This window comes from Bradyrhizobium sp. CB1015, assembly GCF_025200925.1.
Taxonomy (GTDB): domain Bacteria; phylum Pseudomonadota; class Alphaproteobacteria; order Rhizobiales; family Xanthobacteraceae; genus Bradyrhizobium.
This window is the reverse complement of record NZ_CP104174.1, coordinates 2,214,403-2,232,492: the sequence shown is the minus strand read 5'-3', so window position 1 is coordinate 2,232,492 and position 18,090 is coordinate 2,214,403. Positions and strand designations below refer to the sequence as shown.

Annotated in this window: 17 protein-coding genes and 1 pseudogene; 7 read left to right on the top strand and 11 right to left on the bottom strand. The window is 61.4% G+C overall.

What is annotated here, in order from left to right; all coding sequences use genetic code 11:
* Nucleotides 1–9 precede the first annotated feature (9 nt).
* On the top strand, nt 10–1,632 hold the full coding sequence (locus N2604_RS10100) for a DHA2 family efflux MFS transporter permease subunit (RefSeq protein WP_409241695.1): 1,623 nt from the start codon (nt 10–12) through the stop codon (nt 1,630–1,632).
* Here the strand turns inward: N2604_RS10100 and N2604_RS39705 are convergent.
* The 7 genes from N2604_RS39705 to N2604_RS10070 form a co-directional block, all read right to left on the bottom strand.
* On the bottom strand, nt 1,529–2,299 hold the full coding sequence (locus N2604_RS39705) for a nitroreductase family protein (RefSeq protein ID WP_409241694.1): 771 nt from the start codon (nt 2,297–2,299) through the stop codon (nt 1,529–1,531). The two genes, N2604_RS10100 and N2604_RS39705, sit on opposite strands and share 104 nt — an antisense overlap.
* A 144-nt stretch (nt 2,300–2,443) precedes the next feature.
* Nucleotides 2,444–3,085 carry an HD domain-containing protein gene (locus N2604_RS10095; protein ID WP_260374565.1) on the bottom strand — a complete coding sequence of 214 codons (642 nt, stop codon included), beginning with the start codon at nt 3,083–3,085 and terminating at the stop codon, nt 2,444–2,446.
* Between the two features lie 179 nt (nt 3,086–3,264).
* Nucleotides 3,265–4,239, bottom strand: coding sequence for a GlxA family transcriptional regulator (locus tag N2604_RS10090; protein ID WP_260374564.1), 975 nt, complete (start codon nt 4,237–4,239; stop codon nt 3,265–3,267).
* A gap of 192 nt (nt 4,240–4,431) precedes the next feature.
* Nucleotides 4,432–4,845 carry a cupin domain-containing protein gene (locus N2604_RS10085; protein ID WP_260376195.1) on the bottom strand — a complete coding sequence of 138 codons (414 nt, stop codon included), beginning with the start codon at nt 4,843–4,845 and terminating at the stop codon, nt 4,432–4,434.
* A gap of 190 nt (nt 4,846–5,035) precedes the next feature.
* Nucleotides 5,036–6,265, bottom strand: a complete 1,230-nt coding sequence (locus N2604_RS10080) for an MFS transporter (protein ID WP_260374563.1) — start codon at nt 6,263–6,265, stop codon at nt 5,036–5,038.
* Complete coding sequence (locus N2604_RS10075) at nt 6,262–6,930, bottom strand: HD domain-containing protein (RefSeq protein WP_260374562.1); 669 nt, start codon at nt 6,928–6,930, stop codon at nt 6,262–6,264. Before N2604_RS10075 ends, N2604_RS10080 begins: the two co-directional genes overlap by 4 nt.
* 76 nt (nt 6,931–7,006) lie before the next feature.
* Nucleotides 7,007–7,996: an NADP-dependent oxidoreductase gene (locus N2604_RS10070; RefSeq protein WP_260374561.1), complete on the bottom strand. Its 990-nt coding sequence runs from the start codon at nt 7,994–7,996 to the stop codon at nt 7,007–7,009.
* A 1,117-nt stretch (nt 7,997–9,113) separates the two neighbouring features.
* On the opposite strand from N2604_RS10070, the gene N2604_RS10065 reads away from it, so the two are divergent.
* From N2604_RS10065 to N2604_RS10045, 5 genes and pseudogenes are all read left to right on the top strand, one after another.
* Complete coding sequence (locus N2604_RS10065; RefSeq protein ID WP_260374560.1) at nt 9,114–9,938, top strand: alpha/beta fold hydrolase; 825 nt, start codon at nt 9,114–9,116, stop codon at nt 9,936–9,938.
* Between the two features lie 106 nt (nt 9,939–10,044).
* The gene (locus tag N2604_RS10060; RefSeq protein WP_260374559.1) at nt 10,045–11,013 is read left to right on the top strand and encodes an MBL fold metallo-hydrolase; all 969 of its coding nucleotides are present in this window, start codon (nt 10,045–10,047) and stop codon (nt 11,011–11,013) included.
* Between the two features lie 47 nt (nt 11,014–11,060).
* Complete coding sequence (locus N2604_RS10055) at nt 11,061–11,498, top strand: DsrE family protein (protein ID WP_260374558.1); 438 nt, start codon at nt 11,061–11,063, stop codon at nt 11,496–11,498.
* A gap of 166 nt (nt 11,499–11,664) precedes the next feature.
* Nucleotides 11,665–12,372, top strand: a complete 708-nt coding sequence (locus N2604_RS10050) for an HD domain-containing protein (RefSeq protein WP_260374557.1) — start codon at nt 11,665–11,667, stop codon at nt 12,370–12,372.
* 39 nt (nt 12,373–12,411) lie between these two features.
* Nucleotides 12,412–13,368 (top strand): annotated as a pseudogene (locus tag N2604_RS10045) (cytochrome ubiquinol oxidase subunit I); the annotation flags it as partial.
* Here N2604_RS10045 and N2604_RS10040 read toward each other — a convergent pair.
* The 3 genes from N2604_RS10040 to N2604_RS10030 are packed head-to-tail and all read right to left on the bottom strand — an operon-like array spanning nt 13,353 to nt 15,844.
* Nucleotides 13,353–13,892, bottom strand: a complete 540-nt coding sequence (locus N2604_RS10040) for a DUF4863 family protein (protein WP_260374556.1) — start codon at nt 13,890–13,892, stop codon at nt 13,353–13,355. The pseudogene N2604_RS10045 and the gene N2604_RS10040 overlap by 16 nt on opposite strands.
* A 15-nt stretch (nt 13,893–13,907) precedes the next feature.
* On the bottom strand, nt 13,908–14,636 hold the full coding sequence (locus tag N2604_RS10035) for a nitroreductase (RefSeq protein WP_260374555.1): 729 nt from the start codon (nt 14,634–14,636) through the stop codon (nt 13,908–13,910).
* Nucleotides 14,612–15,844 (bottom strand): ABC transporter substrate-binding protein, encoded by a 1,233-nt coding sequence (locus N2604_RS10030; RefSeq protein ID WP_409241693.1) that lies wholly within the window; start codon nt 15,842–15,844, stop codon nt 14,612–14,614. The genes N2604_RS10035 and N2604_RS10030 overlap by 25 nt, the downstream gene beginning before the upstream one ends.
* A gap of 230 nt (nt 15,845–16,074) precedes the next feature.
* On the opposite strand from N2604_RS10030, the gene N2604_RS10025 reads away from it, so the two are divergent.
* Nucleotides 16,075–17,052 carry a LysR family transcriptional regulator gene (locus N2604_RS10025; protein ID WP_260374554.1) on the top strand — a complete coding sequence of 326 codons (978 nt, stop codon included), beginning with the start codon at nt 16,075–16,077 and terminating at the stop codon, nt 17,050–17,052.
* Between the two features lie 373 nt (nt 17,053–17,425).
* Here the strand turns inward: N2604_RS10025 and N2604_RS10020 are convergent, their stop codons facing one another.
* The gene (locus tag N2604_RS10020; RefSeq protein WP_260374553.1) at nt 17,426–18,043 is read right to left on the bottom strand and encodes a substrate binding domain-containing protein; all 618 of its coding nucleotides are present in this window, start codon (nt 18,041–18,043) and stop codon (nt 17,426–17,428) included.
* Between the last annotated feature and the right edge of the window lie 47 nt (nt 18,044–18,090).

Sequence of the window (18,090 nt, the reverse complement as noted above, 5' to 3'; positions counted from 1 at the left end):
GGTGACCTCATGTCAGACCTCGTCCTCACCGGCTCCGCCCCCGCAGCACGCGTTGCGCCTGCACCGGCCCCGCTGATCGCCCCACCCGCGCGCGCCAGCGCCACGATCTGGATCGCCATCTTCGCTGCCATGATCGGCGCGTTCATGGCGATCCTCAACATCCAGATCACCAACGCCTCGCTGCTGAACATCGAGGGCGGCATCGGCACCGGCGTCGACAACGGTTCCTGGATCTCGACCTCCTACCTGATCGGCGAGATCATCGTCATCCCGCTGACCGATTACCTCAGCCGCGTCTTCTCCTTCCGCAACATCATGCTGTGGTTCGCGAGCCTGTTTGCGGCGTTCTCGGTGGCCTGTGCCTTCGCGACTGATCTGCCGACCATGATCGCGTTCCGTGCCTTCCAGGGATTTTTCGGCGGCGTGCTGATCCCCATGGCGTTCACCCTTGTCTTCACCAAGCTGCCGCAGCGGCAGCAGCCGATCGGGCTCGCGATGTTCTCGCTCGCGGTAACCTTTGCCCCCGCGATCGGCCCCACCATCGGCGGCTATCTCACCGAGAACTACGGCTGGCAGACCATCTTCTTCGTCAACGTCGTACCGGCGGTGGCGATGGTTACCACCCTCTACCTCACGCTCGAACGCGCGCCGATGAATCTCGGCCTGCTGCGCGAAGGCGACTGGTTCGGCATCGCCACCATGGCGGCGGGTCTCTCCGCCCTGCAGGCCGTGCTGGAGGAAGGCAACAAGAACGACTGGTTCGGCTCGCCTTTCATCATCAAGCTGGCGCTGGTCGCCGCGGTCAGCCTCACTCTGTTCGTCGCCAACGAGTTGCTGGTCGAAAAGCCGCTGCTGCGCCTGCGCTTGCTGACCCAGCGCAATTTCGGGCTCGGCACGCTGGCGGCGGTCTTTATCGGTTTCGCGCTGTTCGGCTCGATCTACCTGCTGCCGGCCTATCTGGGCCAGGTGCAGCGCTACAATGCCGAGCAGATCGGCGCCGTGCTGGCATGGACTGGCCTGCCGCAGTTGCTTTTGATCCCGCTGGTGCCGAAGCTGATGCAGCGCTTCGACATCCGCCTGATCGCGTTCGCCGGCACCGCCTTCTTCGCAGCAAGCTCGTTCATGAACATCGCGATGTCGGTGAATTATTCCGGCGACCAGCTCTTCATTCCGAACATCGTCCGCGCGGTGGGGCAGGCCCTGTTGCTGACCCCCTTGAGCGCGATCTCGCTCGGCAGCGTGGCGCCGCAGGACGCGGCAGCGGCTTCCGGCATCGCCAACATGATGCGTAATCTCGGCGGCGCCATCGGCACCGCGGTGCTCGCTACCATCGTCACCAAACGCGAGCAGTTTCATTCCAACATCATTGGCCAGGCCGTCGACCTCGGCCGCGAGGAAGTGCGCGCACGGATCGCATCCTTGACTGACTACTTCATGGCTCATGGCGTGACCGATCCAGCCGGCGCCCGCCACCAGGCCATCATTGCGCTCGGCAAGACCGTCAAGCAGCAAGCGCTCGTCATGGGCTTCAGCGACACCTTTGCGGTGGTCGGCATCGTATTGGTGCTGGCCGGCATCGCCCTCCTTCTAACCGGCAAACCGAAGGGTGCAGCAGCGGGCGGAGGCCACTGATGGCATCTGGCGCACGCATATGAGGCATGACACCGGCTGAACTGAAACGGGGAAGCCAACCATGAATAATATTTTCGGCCTTGTATTTTAGCCCCCGCGATTTGCCTTGCAGTGTTCGACCGATATACCGCACATCACCATCTGCTCCGCCGGAATTGACAGCAACGGGCGCAAAATTCGATGGTATTTTGCGAACGTTTCCTGCGCACGATTGAAGCCCGCGTCCTGCCGCCGCGAGCATCACGTTCTGCACGAACATTCCGAGGTCGAGCCAGCTTCCGACTTCCAGGCGACGGTCGCGATGGTCACGATCAATCCCACCGGCGCGCCGAAGAATGTGTGCAGTTCTTCGCGGTTTGTCTGCTCCTCGCCTCGAGACGATTTGAGCAATTCCGAGCGATTCGTAGAACAACCGGCCAAATTCTTGCTGCCGTTTGAGGTACGGGTCCAGTAAATCGCTGGCGTAGTATTTGTATTCCGAGACGTGCTCGTCGCGCGAGTTTTCGTGCGCGTCCAACAGCGCCATCGAGACTCTGTCCTTGGCCGCGCCAGCCAGCACGTAGACGTGCCGAGGCTGGATGTTCGCACCGCTCGGCGCGAACCGCGCGATACGGAGGATTTGCTCAATTGTGCGTCGCGGGACCGGAGCGTTGCAAAACTCGGGCACGCAAACCGCCCGGCCCAGATCTGATCGATCGGGCTCTGGGCAACGACTTCTCCCTCACCCGTGCCGATGGCGGCTCCTTCAGGACCGGACATGCTCGTACGGCTGGTATCCATCTCGGCCTCCTCGGCTGGGAGCAAGGAGGGCTCAGTGCGGCCACGCTGAGCCAAGGATGATCGAGCAGAAGTTCTGACGGACATAGTTCATGTCCTTCAACGCGAGGACGTCGGCCTTCACGTTTCCGAACGTCGTCAGCGGCTTCTTGATGATGCCGTTGGCGAAGTGATCAATAATGTTCTCCTTGAAATTTGTCTCGCGCGGATGATGGACGCAGACATGATCGCGCTGTTCATGCGTGAAGTCGTGATAGGCGATGCCGAGCACGTCCATTTCCACGCCGGCGGTCACCAGCGCCATGGTCGGGCGCATATGCTCAGGGATTCCGGGTGTGGTGTGGAGCGCGATCGCGGTCCAGACGTCCTCGATGTCACGCTCGGGCACGCCGTAGGTTTTCATGAAGTTGCGGGCGGCATTGGCGCCGTCGACCTCGAAGCGCAGCTCGGGGCTCGAATATTTCTCGGTCAGACCCATGTCGTGGAACATGGCGCCGAGGTAAAGCAGCTCCGGGTCGTATTTCAGCCCGCGGCGCTCGCCCGTGAGCGCGCCCCACAGGAAGACACGGCGACTGTGATTGTATAGCAGGTCGTCTTCGGTATCGCGCACGAGCTGCGTGGCTGCGCGCGCGATGGCGCTGTCAGGCACGCGGATGCCGGCGATGATCTCAGACATGGAGCAATCTCCTCGGTTGAGTAATGGGCTGGTTGCTTGTCGTATTGTGGCAACAGTGCCCTGCTCCGGACAACGAACGGAATACTACGGATCAGGACAGCCGTACGTCGTTTCCTGACAAAAGGCTCGTTGGCGCCCTCGCGCCAGCAGGAGACAGCGCTTTCGTCTTAGCTCGCGATCTATTCCGACTCCGCACGTCGGAAGCTAGCGCGATATTGGACAGGGGTTACGCCAAGACGGGTGCTGAAGACGATTCTCATCCGGTCCGCCGACCCGAAGCCGCAATCGAAGGCAACGGCCTTCAGCGGCCGGTCGCTTGCTTCCAGCATCATGCGCGCGGCATCAACGCGGGCGCGCTCGAGGAATTCGTGCGGCGTGGTCCCGGTCACCTGCCCGAAATGTCGGGCGAGATTCCGGGGGCTCATGCCGACGACGGCGGCGAGCGACTCCAGCGTGTGGCGATCCCCAATATTGGCCATGACATGGTCCTGGATGCGTGCGATTGGCGATTCCGGATCAGCAGGTGCCGTGAGATAGGGACTGAACTGCGATTGTCCGCCCTGGCGCTGGGCAACGACAACCAGCCGCTTGGCGACCTTGAGCGCCGTTTCCGCGCCGTGCCGCTGCCCGACGAGCGCCAAGCCCAAATCTATCCCCGCAGTCACACCAGCCGCGGTTATCAACCGTCCATCGCGGACATAGATCAGATCCGGTTCGACTTTTGCCTTCGGAAACCTAGCCGCCAGCGCCTGTGCATCCTGCCAATGGGTCGTAACTCGCCGATCGTCAAGGAGGCCGGCATAGCCAAGGACGAATGCCCCGGTGCAGATCGACCCATAAACGCTGGAGCGCCACGGCAGCTCCTTGACCCACCGAAGCAGGCACGGTTCGGGCGCCGCTTCCGGTGGCGTCGGAGTGCCGGCCACCAGAACGATGTCGAAACCGCCCGCCGCCTCATCGAAGCTCAGGTCGGCGACCATGCGTATGCCGTTCGAGGCGCGCAGCGGATTGCGGTGAGCAGCAACCAATACCGTTTCATAGCGGTCCGCGCTGCCGAGAAACGCGTTCGCCTCACTGAACACATCCATCGGTCCCGCCACGTCTAGCGCCTGGACCCCCTCCCAGACGACGATTGCGACAGCTTGTACCGGCACCTCTTTGCCTCTCCAGTCTAGCGCCCCATTATGCAACTAGTTCCGGAGACTGCAAAAGGCTTGGCGCGACCAGCGAGGCGACGACGAAAGGTCTACCGGTTGGCTCGCTGGCGCAGCCGCCAACCAGTAGCCCCTGCAGCTCCTCAATTGAGCATCATGGCCACGGGCGAGCTCGTCGCGCAATTTTCGTGATCACGGCGCCTTGTCTGGCGTCGTCAAGGGCCCGTCCTTGGAATCGACGACGAAGACTGCCAGTAAGCTGGCGGGCTCCTTGTCGCTGGCGTTCTCGCTGATGATGTGATGTGAGCCGGCCATTTCGTAAAACCCTTCGCCTGCGTGATAGACCTTGGCGGGGTCATTGCCGACTTGGCTGCGGATGGCCCCGGATAACACATAGGCGTAGATAAATGCCGAGGCTGCGTGGTGATGAGCCAGCGATTTGCCTCCGGGAGGATAGGTCACCGTCACAGCAACTATTTTCTTTCCTTCGACATTCGGGAGTGCGTGCTCGAACGCGATTTTCACCTGCTCCCGCTCCTGCGCGATCGCAGGTGAAGCTCCCAAGGCGATCGCTAACGCTATCAGCGGCACGAAGGCCGTTCGCATTGCTCTCCTCACTGCTTTTGCTGTCATATCTTGAGGGTTTGACAGCGCACCAATCCGATAGGAAAATCCACTGATCGACATGATCGCACTCCTCTTCTAACGAGCTCGCGCAAACTAGTTGGCACCAAGATGCAGGGCCGAGCTGATGAGTGATGGTGACGCTTCCGATGTGAAGCCATCGCCGTCGCCATCAGCTTCGGCCTGATGTGCTGCCGCCGCTGAGCAGCACCGATAACAGCGCGGCCAGATCGAATCCCGCAGCCGCCCAGCCGAGCCGCTCCATCGCGCCATTGGCAACGACCACAGCTCCCGCTGCGGCACCCATCGCGCTGCCGAGGTAGATCGCCGAGGAATTCATCGAGAGACTGATCGGCGCCAGTGCCGGCGCCAACCCCACTAGCCGCGCTTGCTGCGCCGTTATGAGCCCCCAGCTGGCCAACCCCCAAATCAGGATGGCTGGCAGCAGGACCGGCATTGCCCGCGCCGGCCCGAGTGCCGCGCTGAGCGAGAACGCAAGATAAGCCACCAGGGCAAGCCAACCGGCAACGATCACGATCATGCGCGCGCCCCAACGGTCCGCCGCGCTGCCGCTGAGCTGGGTGCCGACCGCGCCGGCCAGGCCAAAGCCCAGCAGGACCGGCGCCAGCGCCTGCGAGCCAAGGCCCGCGACGCTGGCTATGAAGACACCGAGATAAGTGTAGACCGTAAAGGTGCCGGCGACGGTCAGCACGTTGGTCACCAGCACGCCCAGGATATCGCGACGCTTGGCCAGCGCCAGACGCTCACCCAGGCCGGCCGTGACGCCAGGTCGCTGGCACGGCAGCCGGGTGAGAATCCCAAAGAGCGAGAACACCGCCAGCCCCGCGACACCGAAGAAGGTGGCGCGCCAGCCGAACCCCTGCCCCACCAGTACGCCCAGCGGCACGCCGCCGATGATGGCCAGGGTCAACCCGGTGGTGACAGCGGACAAGGCGCGGCCACGCCGCTCCGGACCGCCCAGTGCGGCGGCATATCCACTGGCCGCCGGCATGAAGCTTGCTGCGGACAGAGCCAACAGCAGCCGCGCGGCCAACAGCGCTGCATAGCCTGACGCCAGCGCGGCGAGCAGATTGCCCAGGGCGAAGCCGGCCATGGCGACGATCAGCAGGCGACGCCGTTCCAGCCCGACCGTCAACACGGCCATGACCGGCGCGCTGATGGCATAAGCGAGAGAGAACGCGGTGACCAGATGACCGGCGGCGGGCAAACCGACGTTCAGATCTCGCGCCAGGGCCGGGAGCAGTCCGGCGATCATGAACCCCTCGCTGCCGATGGCAAAAGCGCCGAGCGTCAGCCAAATGAGAGAGGCCAGCGAGTCGGCGGCGGCAGCTTGCGCGCGATCAGGCTTCAGTTCCCGGCGCACAGGAAAGGCCAATGTCATAATCTTGAGCCTTGGGCTGGCGAATCCGGAAAGGGCGAAGCAGCGATCAAGTCGCAGGCGTTGGGGCTCTTGAAGCCTGGGATGAAACGTTCGCACACGGCGGCGTTGACGGTGCCATACGTCGTCTCGGGCTTGTGCGCAAAGCCGGCGAAGTACTCCTGAATGAAGCCTTCTTTGAAACTTGTGCGCGGGTATTTGGCGACAATTTCCTCGCGCAGCTCCGCTGGGAACTGCTCGAACCCCACTCCGATAACGTCGAGAAGCACACCGGAGTTGAGGAGCGCCACTTCAGCGCCCATATGCTTCGGGATGCCGGGGGTGGTATGCAGCGCAATAGCTTCCCAGACGGTCTGCACCTGATCTTCAGCGATGTTGTGAGTGCTAAGAAACTGCCGTGCGGCATTTGCGCCATCGACCTCGAAGCGCTCGTCTGGACTCGAGAACTTCTTGATCAGGCCGAGATCGTGAAATGCGGCAGCGATGTAAAGGAGCTCACGGTCGAAGCGCAGATTCCTCTGACGACCCTGCTCAGCCGCGAACAGGTAGACGCGGATCGAGTGATTAAAGAGCAGGTCGGTGGAATGTTCGCGCAGGATGTCCGTCGCCTCTTTCGCGAGTAAGGAATCGGGAATGATGAGAGCATGGGCGCGAGTTGGGGTTGTCATCGTTGCGTCCTTTCAAGAGTTACTGTGGAGCTCGGCTGCGCGTTGCGCGCGAGCGCAACTACCAAAATTCAGTTGATCAACTCGCTCCGACGTCGAGCACGATCTTTCCTTTGGGCTGAGGCCGCACGCGTTCCAGCATCAAATGAGCCTCGCTCGCATCCGCGAAGGGTAAGACTGCCCCCACGTTTGTTCGCAGCTTTCCATCATCGATCAAGCGAGCGATCTCCGCCAGATATTGGCTCGTGACGTTGACCAGAAAGAAGGCGGCTTCAACACCGTAGCGCTTTGCAAGATCCTGATCCGGGCGGGACACTGCCGATATCAGCTTGCCGCCGCGACGAAGGACATGGAATGAGCGGTCTTGGGTTTCGCCGCCGACTAGATCAATCACAGCGTCCGCGTCCTTTACTTCCTTCTCAAAGCGCTGGGTTCGGTAATCAATCACGGTGTTTGCGCCGAGGTCGCGCACGCCGGAAATATCGCCCGTCGATACGGTTGCGACGGTTTGAACCCCCGCGTGACGGGCCAGTTGAACCGCATAGGATCCAACGTTGCCGGCCGCCCCGTGAATAATCACCGTTTGACCTGCTTTGAGTTGGGCGTGATCAAACAGCGCCTGCCATGCGGTGACGGCAACGACAGGAACGGAGGCGGCTTCAACGTGGGTCAGCGAGCTTGGCTTGCTCGAGACCATGCCCGCGGAAGCGAGAGCGTACTCGGCGTAGGCGCCGACAAACTGCGGATTCGTAACACCATAAACCTGATCTCCCACACGTCGTTCGGAGACTCCGGGGCCCATCGCGACGATTTCACCGGACAGATCCGAGCCCAGAGTGAGGGGGAGCGGTTGCGGCAAGGCGCTCTTCCCGGCTCTGATCCAGCCATCCCATGGCCCGACCCCAGCGGCTTCAACTTTGACCAGGACCTCGCCAGGACCGGGCTTGGGTCGTGGCACGGGCTCGAACTTCATGACCTGTGGCGGCCCAAACTCGTGCACGCGCCAGGCCATCATTGTTGAATGAGTTCGCTCTTCACCAACCTGAGAAACGATGCTGCTGGGGGTCATCACATTCTCCTTGCGCTCAGCTCGTCATCATTGCCGACGACCGTTGGTCGGGTTGTGCCGAAGTTGCCTTCGCCGGCCAATCCGAAGGCGACGCCTCGCTTATCCGTATATCGCAACCAGTCGTGCCCCGGACAACGAACACGAACCGGCGGATCAGGACAGCCGCACGTCGTTTCCTGACAAGGACCGTCGGAGCCTTCACGGCAATAGAAGCGTCGCCAGACGATTCTCGATCTATTCCGGTTCCACCCGCTAAGCTGCCCGCGATGTTGGACAAAGGTAACGCCAAGGGGGCCTATCCTCATCCGGTCCCGAAGGCGCCATCCAAAGCTGCGGGCTTCAGCCGCCGGTCCCTTCTTCCAGCATCATGTGTGCGGCATGGAAGCATGCGGCGGATCGGATCAGGGACCATCCATGTCGTTAGCGGTCTGCGCTGCGAAAGCCCATAGCGTGAACTTGATGCTTGGGACCGATCATCTCCATCATGACCTACGGAAGCCGCGCCAGCCAAACTGAGGAAAGTCGATTGACACGGTTCTTTACGACAGCGGACATGACGGATTGAAAATGCAAAAGAGTGTGCAATCAGCGACAAGCTCGATGAGCGAAAGCCACTACAGGATCTGTCCTCTGAACGTTCAAGCTGGTTGGCTCTGTGCGAGCTTTCGTACCATCAGTTCGAAAGCTGTCACTTGAACGGGTTACATTCCGCACCCGATGGACAACAGTGTCATTGTTATCGTTTGTAAATCACGAGCGTGCCGTTGTTATGCTGACCGCGCGGCTGAAGCAGTATCGCCCCCCGGGGCGTTGAGCCGACAGCTTACGCAGCGAACGGAAGCTCCCCCGACGAATGGCCTGCCGTGGAAGCGCGCCGGATCATAGAGGAGTAGAGCGAACGCCCTAAGGAACTTTATCGAGAAGCTCCTTAAGAAGTTAGAATTAGAGAAACGGTACTGTCCTATCGAAGGGCCGCCGCTCTCTAACGATCTCTAACAACAGTTGACTAGCAACTGCGCGAGCTTTGCGCGAATACTACACTGCACCGAAGCGTCTGCCGACCCGTTAATTCTGTTCTGGCTCGGTCCACGCAGTTCTGCGACGCAGGAGGTTCGCGATGCCCACGATCACCACCAAAGACGGTACAGAGATCTTCTACAAGGATTGGGGCTCGGGCCAGCCGATCGTGTTCAGCCATGGCTGGCCGCTGTCGTCGGACGACTGGGACGCACAGATGATGTTCTTCGTCACCCGCGGCTATCGCGTCATCGCCCATGACCGCCGCGGCCATGGCCGCTCGGCACAGGTCGCCGACGGCCACGACATGGATCATTACGCCGACGATCTCGCGGCGTTGACCGCGCATCTCGACCTCAAGAACGCCATCCATGTCGGCCATTCCACCGGCGGCGGCGAAGTCGTGCACTACATCGCCCGCCATGGCGAGAGCCGCGTGGCCAAGGCAGCGATCCTATCCGCGGTGCCGCCGCTGATGGTGAAGACGGAGGCCAATCCCGGCGGCTTGCCGAAGAGCGTGTTCGACGGTTTTCAGGCCGCGCTCGCCGCCGGCCGCTCGGCGTTCTACCGCGACATCGCCGCCGGTCCCTTCTACGGCTACAACCGTCCCGGCGCAAAACCATCGGAAGCGGTGATCCAGAACTGGTGGCGCCAGGGCATGATGGGCGGCGCGAAAGCGCATTATGACGGCATCGTCGCGTTCTCGCAGACCGACTTCACCGAGGATCTGACGAAGATCAACGTGCCGGTGCTGGTGATGCATGGCGACGACGATCAGATCGTGCCTTACGCCGATTCCGCGCCGCTGTCGGCCAAGTTGCTCAAGAACGGCACGCTGAAGACCTACAAGGGTTTTCCGCACGGCATGCCTACCACGGAAGCCGAAACCATCAACGCGGACCTCTTGGCATTCATAAAGGGTTAGCGGATCGCGAGCCGTCGGCCGCGACCGACGGCAGGACATGACGATCGTTCACATGGCAAACAGCACGCGTGGGGCCCGGACCTTTGCGGACATATAGGAGAGACCCATGGCGACCCACAACCAGCATATCATGTCGCGACGCGGGTTCTGCCTGTGCTGCATGGCGGCGACCACAGTCGCGGCAACCGGCTGGCTCTCGCCGCGACAGGCTTTCGCAGAAGCGCGCAAGATCGTGGACCTCATCCGTGACGACGCCGCCCAAGCAGCCATCAAGGTCCATAAGCTGCGCGACAATGTCAGCATCCTCGAGGGATCTGGCGGCAATATCGCTGTTATGACAGGCGCCGACGGGAAGGTGTTCATTGATGCCGGCATCACCGCATCCCGTCCGCGCATCCTAGAGGCTGCTAGTCGGTTGAGCCGCGACCCAGTTTCGCACCTCATCAACACACACTGGCACTTCGATCACACGGACGGCAATCAATGGCTGAATGCGGAAGGGGCAGCCATCATCGCCCATGAGAACACCCACAAGCATCTGCTGGTCGCCCAGAGAGTTGAGGACTGGGATTTCAACTTCCCGTCTTCTCCGCTATCGGCCGTTCCGACCGAAATCGTCTCGTCCGAGAAAGCTCTGAAGCTCAACCGGTCTACGCTTCTCCTCAAATATTACGGTCCTGCGCACACCGATAGCGACCTATCGGTGACGATCCCCGAAGCGGACATTCTTCATTGCGGCGACACCTACTGGAACGGCATCTATCCGTTCATCGACTATTCAACCGGCGGAAACATCGACGGAATGATCAAGGCGGCCGAGGCGAATGTTGTTGCCGTAACCGACAAGACGATCGTCATCCCGGGGCACGGCAACCCGGTCAGCAACAAAGCTGAGCTTTCGGCCTATCGCGACATGCTTGTCGCAATCCGAGACAATATCGGCAAGCTCAAGCAGCAGGGCCGCTCGCTCGATGACACGATTGCCGCCAAGCCGACCGCGGCGTTCGATGCAAAGTGGGGCCAATTCCTTATCACGCCGGCGTTTTTCACACGACTGGTTTACGAGGGCGTCTGACGTCCTCCCGGATCATCACCCGTTCTTCTAGTGAAAGGAGCACTGATATGTCTGCCTCCGAGAAGCCGCTTCACATCGATATTGCGGTGACGCTCAAGGACGTGAGGACAGTGTACAGCATCGGCGCGCTAACGTTCGAAGGCGATCTGCCGGCTTCCATTTTCCACCTACAGCTCATCACCAACGACATCGCCGACTCGAACGCCGAATCGGAGGTTATCGCCGTCTTTCATACAAACGCCGGCCACGTCACGCTGCACGACGTCGCCTACAACGCCGATCGAAACATCGCGACCGGCAATCCCTACAAGGAGCTTGTGGCAGACCTGATGAGGCGCAGTGTGCGTATCGAGCTGTGCGGAGCGACCGCGAAGGCGCACAACTGGGGCAATGCCGATCTGCTCCCCGGCATCAAAGTCAACACGGATGCCATGGCGAGGACGACGCAGCTCGTTCAGCAAGGATTCGTGAAGATTACGGAATGAAGGCAAGAGGGCGTGTTGTTAGCGATCTGAGGCGCGTCTTTTCGACTCGAACAGGTAAACCGTTATGGCCCAATACGCGGCATCTCCGGCTACAGAAGGGGAACGCCATGAATGTTCGTACCACTCTCACCTGGTTCGCCCTCACGTTGGTCTCGCCGGATCCTCCTTGGCACCAAACGTTCACGCCGAAACGGTCACGCCTAACGTCGCTCAAGCGGTTCCGAACGCCGTCGACGACATTTTGGGGGTAAGAATTCCCGACAGCAAATTGGCGCGCGACGCAGCTCAAGTCATTCGCGATACCGAAACCGACTTGCTATTTCAGCACTCTATGCGCGTTTACTATTGGGCTGCCTTGGCGGGAAAGCGCAAGGGTTTGACCTTTGACCCGGAACTTCTTTACGTAGCGGCCATGTTCCATGATTATGGCCTGACGGCGGGTTATGGAGAAAGTCACCTGCGCTACGAAGTCGATGGCGCGAACGCCGCACGTGAGTTTTTGCGGAGTCACGGCATTTCGGAAGCTGATGGCCAGAGGGTCTGGCTTGCGATCGCCCTACATACGACAAATGGAATTTCACCACACATGGAGCCGACCGCAGCACTGCTTGCCGAAGCAGCCAACATGGACCTTGTCGGCGCCGGCTTTGACGACTTCACTGCGGAGCAGCGGAGCGCTATCGAGGCGGCCTACCCGCGCCCGCCACAATTCGCAGAAGGCTTCCTGCAGACCCTTTACGACAGCCTCAAGCACCGTCCTGAGACTACCCAAGGCACCGGTTTGGCCGATGTAATGGCCTACAAGGACCCTGGTTTCCGACGGAGAGACTTCAGCAATCTGATGCGGAAGTCGCGCTGGACCACCGGACGATAACCGACGCCATGTGCCGGCTGATCTGCTGGAGGAAGCGGCATGTTCGGACTAACCGCGCTTGAACTCGCCCGCATCCAGTTCGGGTTTACGGTGTCGTTCCACATCATCTTCCCTGCAATCACCATTGGCCTCGCCAGCTACTTGGCGGTCCTGGAAGGCCTGTGGCTCTGGAAGATGGATGAAGTTTATCGCGATCTCTATGAGTTTTGGTCCAAGATCTTCGCGGTCAACTTCGCGATGGGCGTCGTCTCCGGTCTCGTTATGGCCTATCAATTCGGCACGAACTGGAGCTACTTCTCGGCCTTCGCTGGCAGCATTACGGGGCCGCTGCTGACCTATGAGGTGCTGACCGCCTTCTTCCTTGAGGCGGGGTTCTTGGGGGTCATGTTGTTCGGCTGGAACAAGGTCGGGCCTGGTCTCCATTTTTTTGCGACCGTCATGGTCGCCACCGGAACGCTCATCTCGGCAACCTGGATTCTCGCGTCGAATAGCTGGATGCAAACGCCGCAGGGCTTCGAGATCATCGACGGCCGCATCGTGCCTGTCGACTGGCCGAAGGTCATCTTCAACCCATCCTTCCCCTACAGACTTGTGCATATGACCATTGCGGCCTATCTGGCGACGGCTCTATTCCTCGGTGCCGCTGGGGCCTGGCACCTGCTGCGCGGGTGCGCGACGCGGGCCGTGCGAACTATGATGTCGATGGCGATGTGGATGGTGCTGGTCGTGGCGCCCGTCCAGATCGCAGTTGGCGACCAGCGCGGTCTCAACGCCCTCGAGTACCAGCCCGCGAAGATCGCCGCAGTGGAGGGGCATTGGGAGAACGCGCCCGGCGAAAGTGTCCCGCTAATCGTCTTTGGCCTGCCGGACATTAAGGCGGAGACAACCCGCGCAGCGGTCCCGATACGTTACCTCGGCAGCTTGAGACTTACCTCCGGCCTGCACGGTCAAATCCCTGGCCTGAAACCCGGCGCCCGGCATCAGGCCGGCGCCTTGAAATCGTAGGAGATGCGCCCGGCCGGCAGATAGAACAGGGCGATCACCGCACCACCCCTGACTTCGGGATAATGCCGGCTGCCGGGATCCGGCGCCGTCCAGCCTGGCCCCTGCCAGCCCTGCAATCCCTTGAGCTGGGCGCCCTTGTCGAGGGGAACGACAAGGTTGAGTTCGCCATAGGGGTGGCCGTGATATTGCCCGCGCAGCACGTCATGATCGTCCTCGTCCTTGAAGCGGCGCGGATCGGTGCTGTTCATGTAGACCGCGGTGATGCTGAATTGGAACGTTTCGGGGACCGGCTCGAGGATGCGGCTGCGCCGATAGTTCGGGCCGTCCACCTCCTGGTTCGCCGCCCACCCCTCCTCGACCCCCATTTTGATGAGACGAGCGAGATCCTGGTAGAGCGCACTATCCTCTCCATAAGTCTCGTTGAGCCATCGCTCCATCGCCGCACTCGGCGTCATGTCCTTGACCTCGCGCAGAAACGGAATACTGCGTTCGATCAGCTGTTCACGGCTTCCCATGACTTTTCTCCTGTTCTATTCCTCGAAGCCCTTGAAGGAGGCGAACGCCTCCACATCCGCGCGCGGCATCAGCCGCGCTTTCGCCTGCTGCGTCGGATGACCCAGCGAAATCCCGCAGGCCACCATCTGCTCCGTAGGGATCGACAGCAGCGGACGCAATATCCGGTGGTATCTGGCGAAGGTCTCCTGCGGACAGGATTGCAGCCCGCGTCCGACCGCGGCCAGCATCACGTTCTGGATGAACATGCCGAGATCGAGCCAGCTTCCCATTGCGAGGCGGCGATCGATGGTGACGATCAATCCGACCGGCGCGCCGAAGAACGTGAAATTCTTCGCGGTCTGCCTGCTCCTCGCCTCGGCATCGCTCTGCGCGATGCCGAGCGAGCTGTAGTACAGCCGTCCGAACTCCTGGCGGCGGCCGAGATACGGTTCGGGGAATTCGCTGGCGTAGTACTGATATTCGGAGACGTGCTCGTTCGGCTCGCTCTCATACGCCCGCAGAATAGCCGCCGACACCTCGGTCCTCGCGGCGCCCGCGAGCACGTAGACGTGCCAGGGCTGGATGTTCGCGCCGCTCGGCGCGAACCGCGCCACGCGCAGGATCTGCTCGACGGTCGCACGCGAGACGAGAGTGCCGGAGAACTCGCGGCAGGAAAGCCGGCTGGCCATCACCTCGTCGATCGGGTTACGTGCTACTTCACTCACGGCGCTGGGGTCGCTCATGACTTCTTCAAGAACGGACATCCGCCATCCTCCATCGGCTTGAAGGCTTCGTCTCCGGGAATCGTCGCAAGCAGCTGGTAGTAATCGAACTGGTATTTGGACTCGGCCGGCGACTTGACGCGAAACAGATACATGTCGCGCACCAGGCGGCCATCCTGACGGATCTTGCCGTCGCGCGTCATGAAATCGTTCACCGGCAGCTCACGCATCTTTGCGGCAACGGTCGGCCCATCGAGCGTGCCTGCGGCTTCGACCGCCTTGAGATAGTGCATCACCGCGCCGTAGGTGCCGGCATGGATCATGGTCGGCACCTTCTTGGTCTTCTCGATGAAGCGCTTCGACCAGGCGCGCGTCTCATCGTTGAGATCCCAGTAGAAGGCGGAACTGAGCATCAGACTCTGCGCGCTCGGCAGCCCGAGACTGTGAATGTCGGCGATGAAGACGATCAGGCCGGCGAGCTTTTGCCCGCGCGTCACGCCGAACTCGCCTGCCTGCTTGACCGCGTTGATGAAATCGCCGCCGGCATCAGCAAGCGCGATCACCTCCGCCTTGGAGGCCTGCGCCTGCAGCAGGAAGGACGAGAAATCGGGCGTGTTGATCGGGTGCTTGACGGCGCCGACCACTTTGCCGCCGGTGGCATCGATCACTTTGCGGCTGTCGGCCTCGAGTTGCAGCCCAAGTGAATAATCGGCCGCCAAGAGGAACCAGGTCTTGGCGCCAAGACGCGCGATCGCCTTGGTCGTCCCCTGCGCCAGCGCGTAGGTGTCGTAGGTCCAATGGATGCCGGTCGGCGAACATTCGTCGCCGGTCAGCCGCGAGGTCGCCGCGCCGGTCGCGAGGAAGAGCTTCTTCTTGTCCCGCGTGATGCCCTGTACGGCCAGCGCGACCGCGGAGTTCGGTACGTCGAGGATCGCCTCGACGTTCTCGTTCTCCAGCCAGCGCCGGGTAATCACCGAGCCGATGTCGGCTTTGTTCTGGTGGTCGCCCGCGACGATCTCGATGTTGCGCCCGAGCACCTTGCCCTTGAAATCGTCCACTGCCATCTGCGCGGCGACGACCGAGCCCTGCCCGCCATTGTCGGCGTAGAGCGACGACATGTCGGTCAGCACCCCGAGCCTGACCGGCCCGCTCTGCGCCATCGCCGACGTCCCCGCCACCGCCGCGAACGCCATCGCCAAACCCAGCGACCTGCCCGCACCACTCTGCACCGACTTCACCCAGGCTTTCATGATCGTTTTCCTCCCGACCCGGCTGCGGCAATCATGGCCAGAACGCCGCGATACGGAAGTGAAAGTCTTGCAGAGTGATCCTGAAGCGGCTTCAGATTGCCGCCGGCGGTGATACGGCGGCTCGGTTCGGACCACCCGATCGGTTGCTTCCGTCGACCGCCTGGCTTTAACTGCTCATGGTCGCAAACCTTTGCCGAGGCGTGCGATCCGCCACTGACGGGACTTGCATCGTGTCGGTTTCCTTCAACACCCTGGATCTGAATCTGCTCAAGGTATTCGACGCCGTGATGGAGGAGCGCAGCGTGCTGCGCGCCAGTCAGAAGGTCGCCTTGAGTCAGTCCGCCGTCAGCCACTCGCTCGCTCGGTTGCGCGAGATGCTGGACGATGAACTGTTCGTGCGCACCGCAACCGGCATGCAGCCGACGGCGCGTGCGCTCACGATGGCGCCGCAGATTCGCCAGGCGCTGCGATCGCTGGAGGCCGCGGTCGAACTGCCGACCTTCGCTCCGGCGGTCTCCACCAAGCCGTTCACGCTCGCGGCCAACGATTTTACGACGATGGTGCTGGCGCCGCCGCTTCTGAAGATCTTGAGCCGGGAGGCTCCGGCGATCGACCTCACGATCAAGCCGGTGACGCGGATCGATCTTGCCGAGCAGATCGACCTCGGGCGCATCGACGTCGCCATCGGCGTGTTTTCGTCGCCGCCGAGCCGCTTCCGCACGGCGCTGTTGTTCGAATATGACGATGTGCTGATCGTCGGGAAGAAGCGCAAGCTTGGCCGCCTCGACAAGGCAAAGCTCGCGACCCTGCCGCTGGTTGTCGTCTCCTTCGGCGGGGAGCAGGAGGGCGCGATCGGCGGCTTTATCTCCGAGCGCGGACTCGCCAGACGTTCGGAGATGTATGATCGCCCCGCGCTCGAACGGACGCTGTCGGACAGCGACAAGCCGCCACGGATCGCGGTCTCGCTGCCGCATTTTCTTGCCTTGCCCGCGCTGCTGGTCGATTCCGAGCTGGCGGCGATCGTTCCGCGGCCGCTGGCGCGCGCCTTCGAGCAAGCGCACGCGATCACGACCTATGAACTGCCCTACAGCACGACCGCGGTAGAGGTGCGGATGCTGTGGCACGAGCGGATCGAGGACGAGCCATCGCACGAATGGCTTCACGAGGTACTCCGCCGCGCGACCGATGAACTTAGGCGCGGGGGGTAGTTTGCCGACTGTGCCTCAGCCGCAATCACCGGCCGGCGCTTCAGGGCAATGACGAGGTCCTTTCGACGGGGTTCGCTCTGGTAGCCCATGACAACGCGATCTCGAAAAGGCGCAGAAAGAAATTGGCTGCACCTAAAGCCAGGCCGAGGAGCACGATGCCGTCTATCTTGCCTTCTGCCACTCGGCCGTGCTCGACGTCGTATCGCGTCGGAGACATCAACTACCATGCACACCATCGCGATCCGCGCCCGCGGCGGCGCTCGCCGCGCCGAGCTGTGCCTTTTTCAACGGAATCGGCCAACTCCGGAAATGCTTGGGATCGACTAGGCGCTCCTTCTTGTAAAAGGCCCTGCGGCCCAAATGCACGTCAGGATCACGGATGTAAGCCCAGGCGCTTCACGCTGGCTGCCGCGAAAGTAACGAACCGCTTGACACGCGCCGCCACGAACTTCTGGGCAGGATAGGCGAAATAGAGGCCTGTCAAAGGAGAGCGAAGAGCTGGCAAAACCCTCACCAGCCGCTGTTGGTCTGCGAAAAACGCCGGCAGGAATCCGATCCCGAGTCCCAGGGCGACAAAGGTTCTGACTGTTAAGAGATCGTCGCAGCTGAGGTCACCGGACAAGTCGATGCCGACCTTCCTATTTCCCATGCGCATGGACATTGGATGCGCCCATGGCTTTCCGAACCCAATCAGGTCGTGATGCTTGAGATCATCCAATTGAACGGGGACGCCACGTCGGTCGAGATAGGACTGGCTCGCAAATAGTCCCGATGGACCCGTAACAAAAGATCTGGTGACCAGACTGGAATCGCGCAGCGGACCGACGCGAATGGCGAGATCGACGCCTTCTGTGATCATGTCGACGATCCGATCCGTGACAATGAGCTCGATCTTCACCATCGGGAACGTTTCGCGAAACGCGCTGATGATGGGTGGCAGCAAGGTTTGCGCGATATCGACGGCCGCTGTGAGCCGAAGCAAACCACTCAAGCTTCTTGCCTCCGTCGTAATCGTAGCCTCCGCAGCCTCAATTTCGC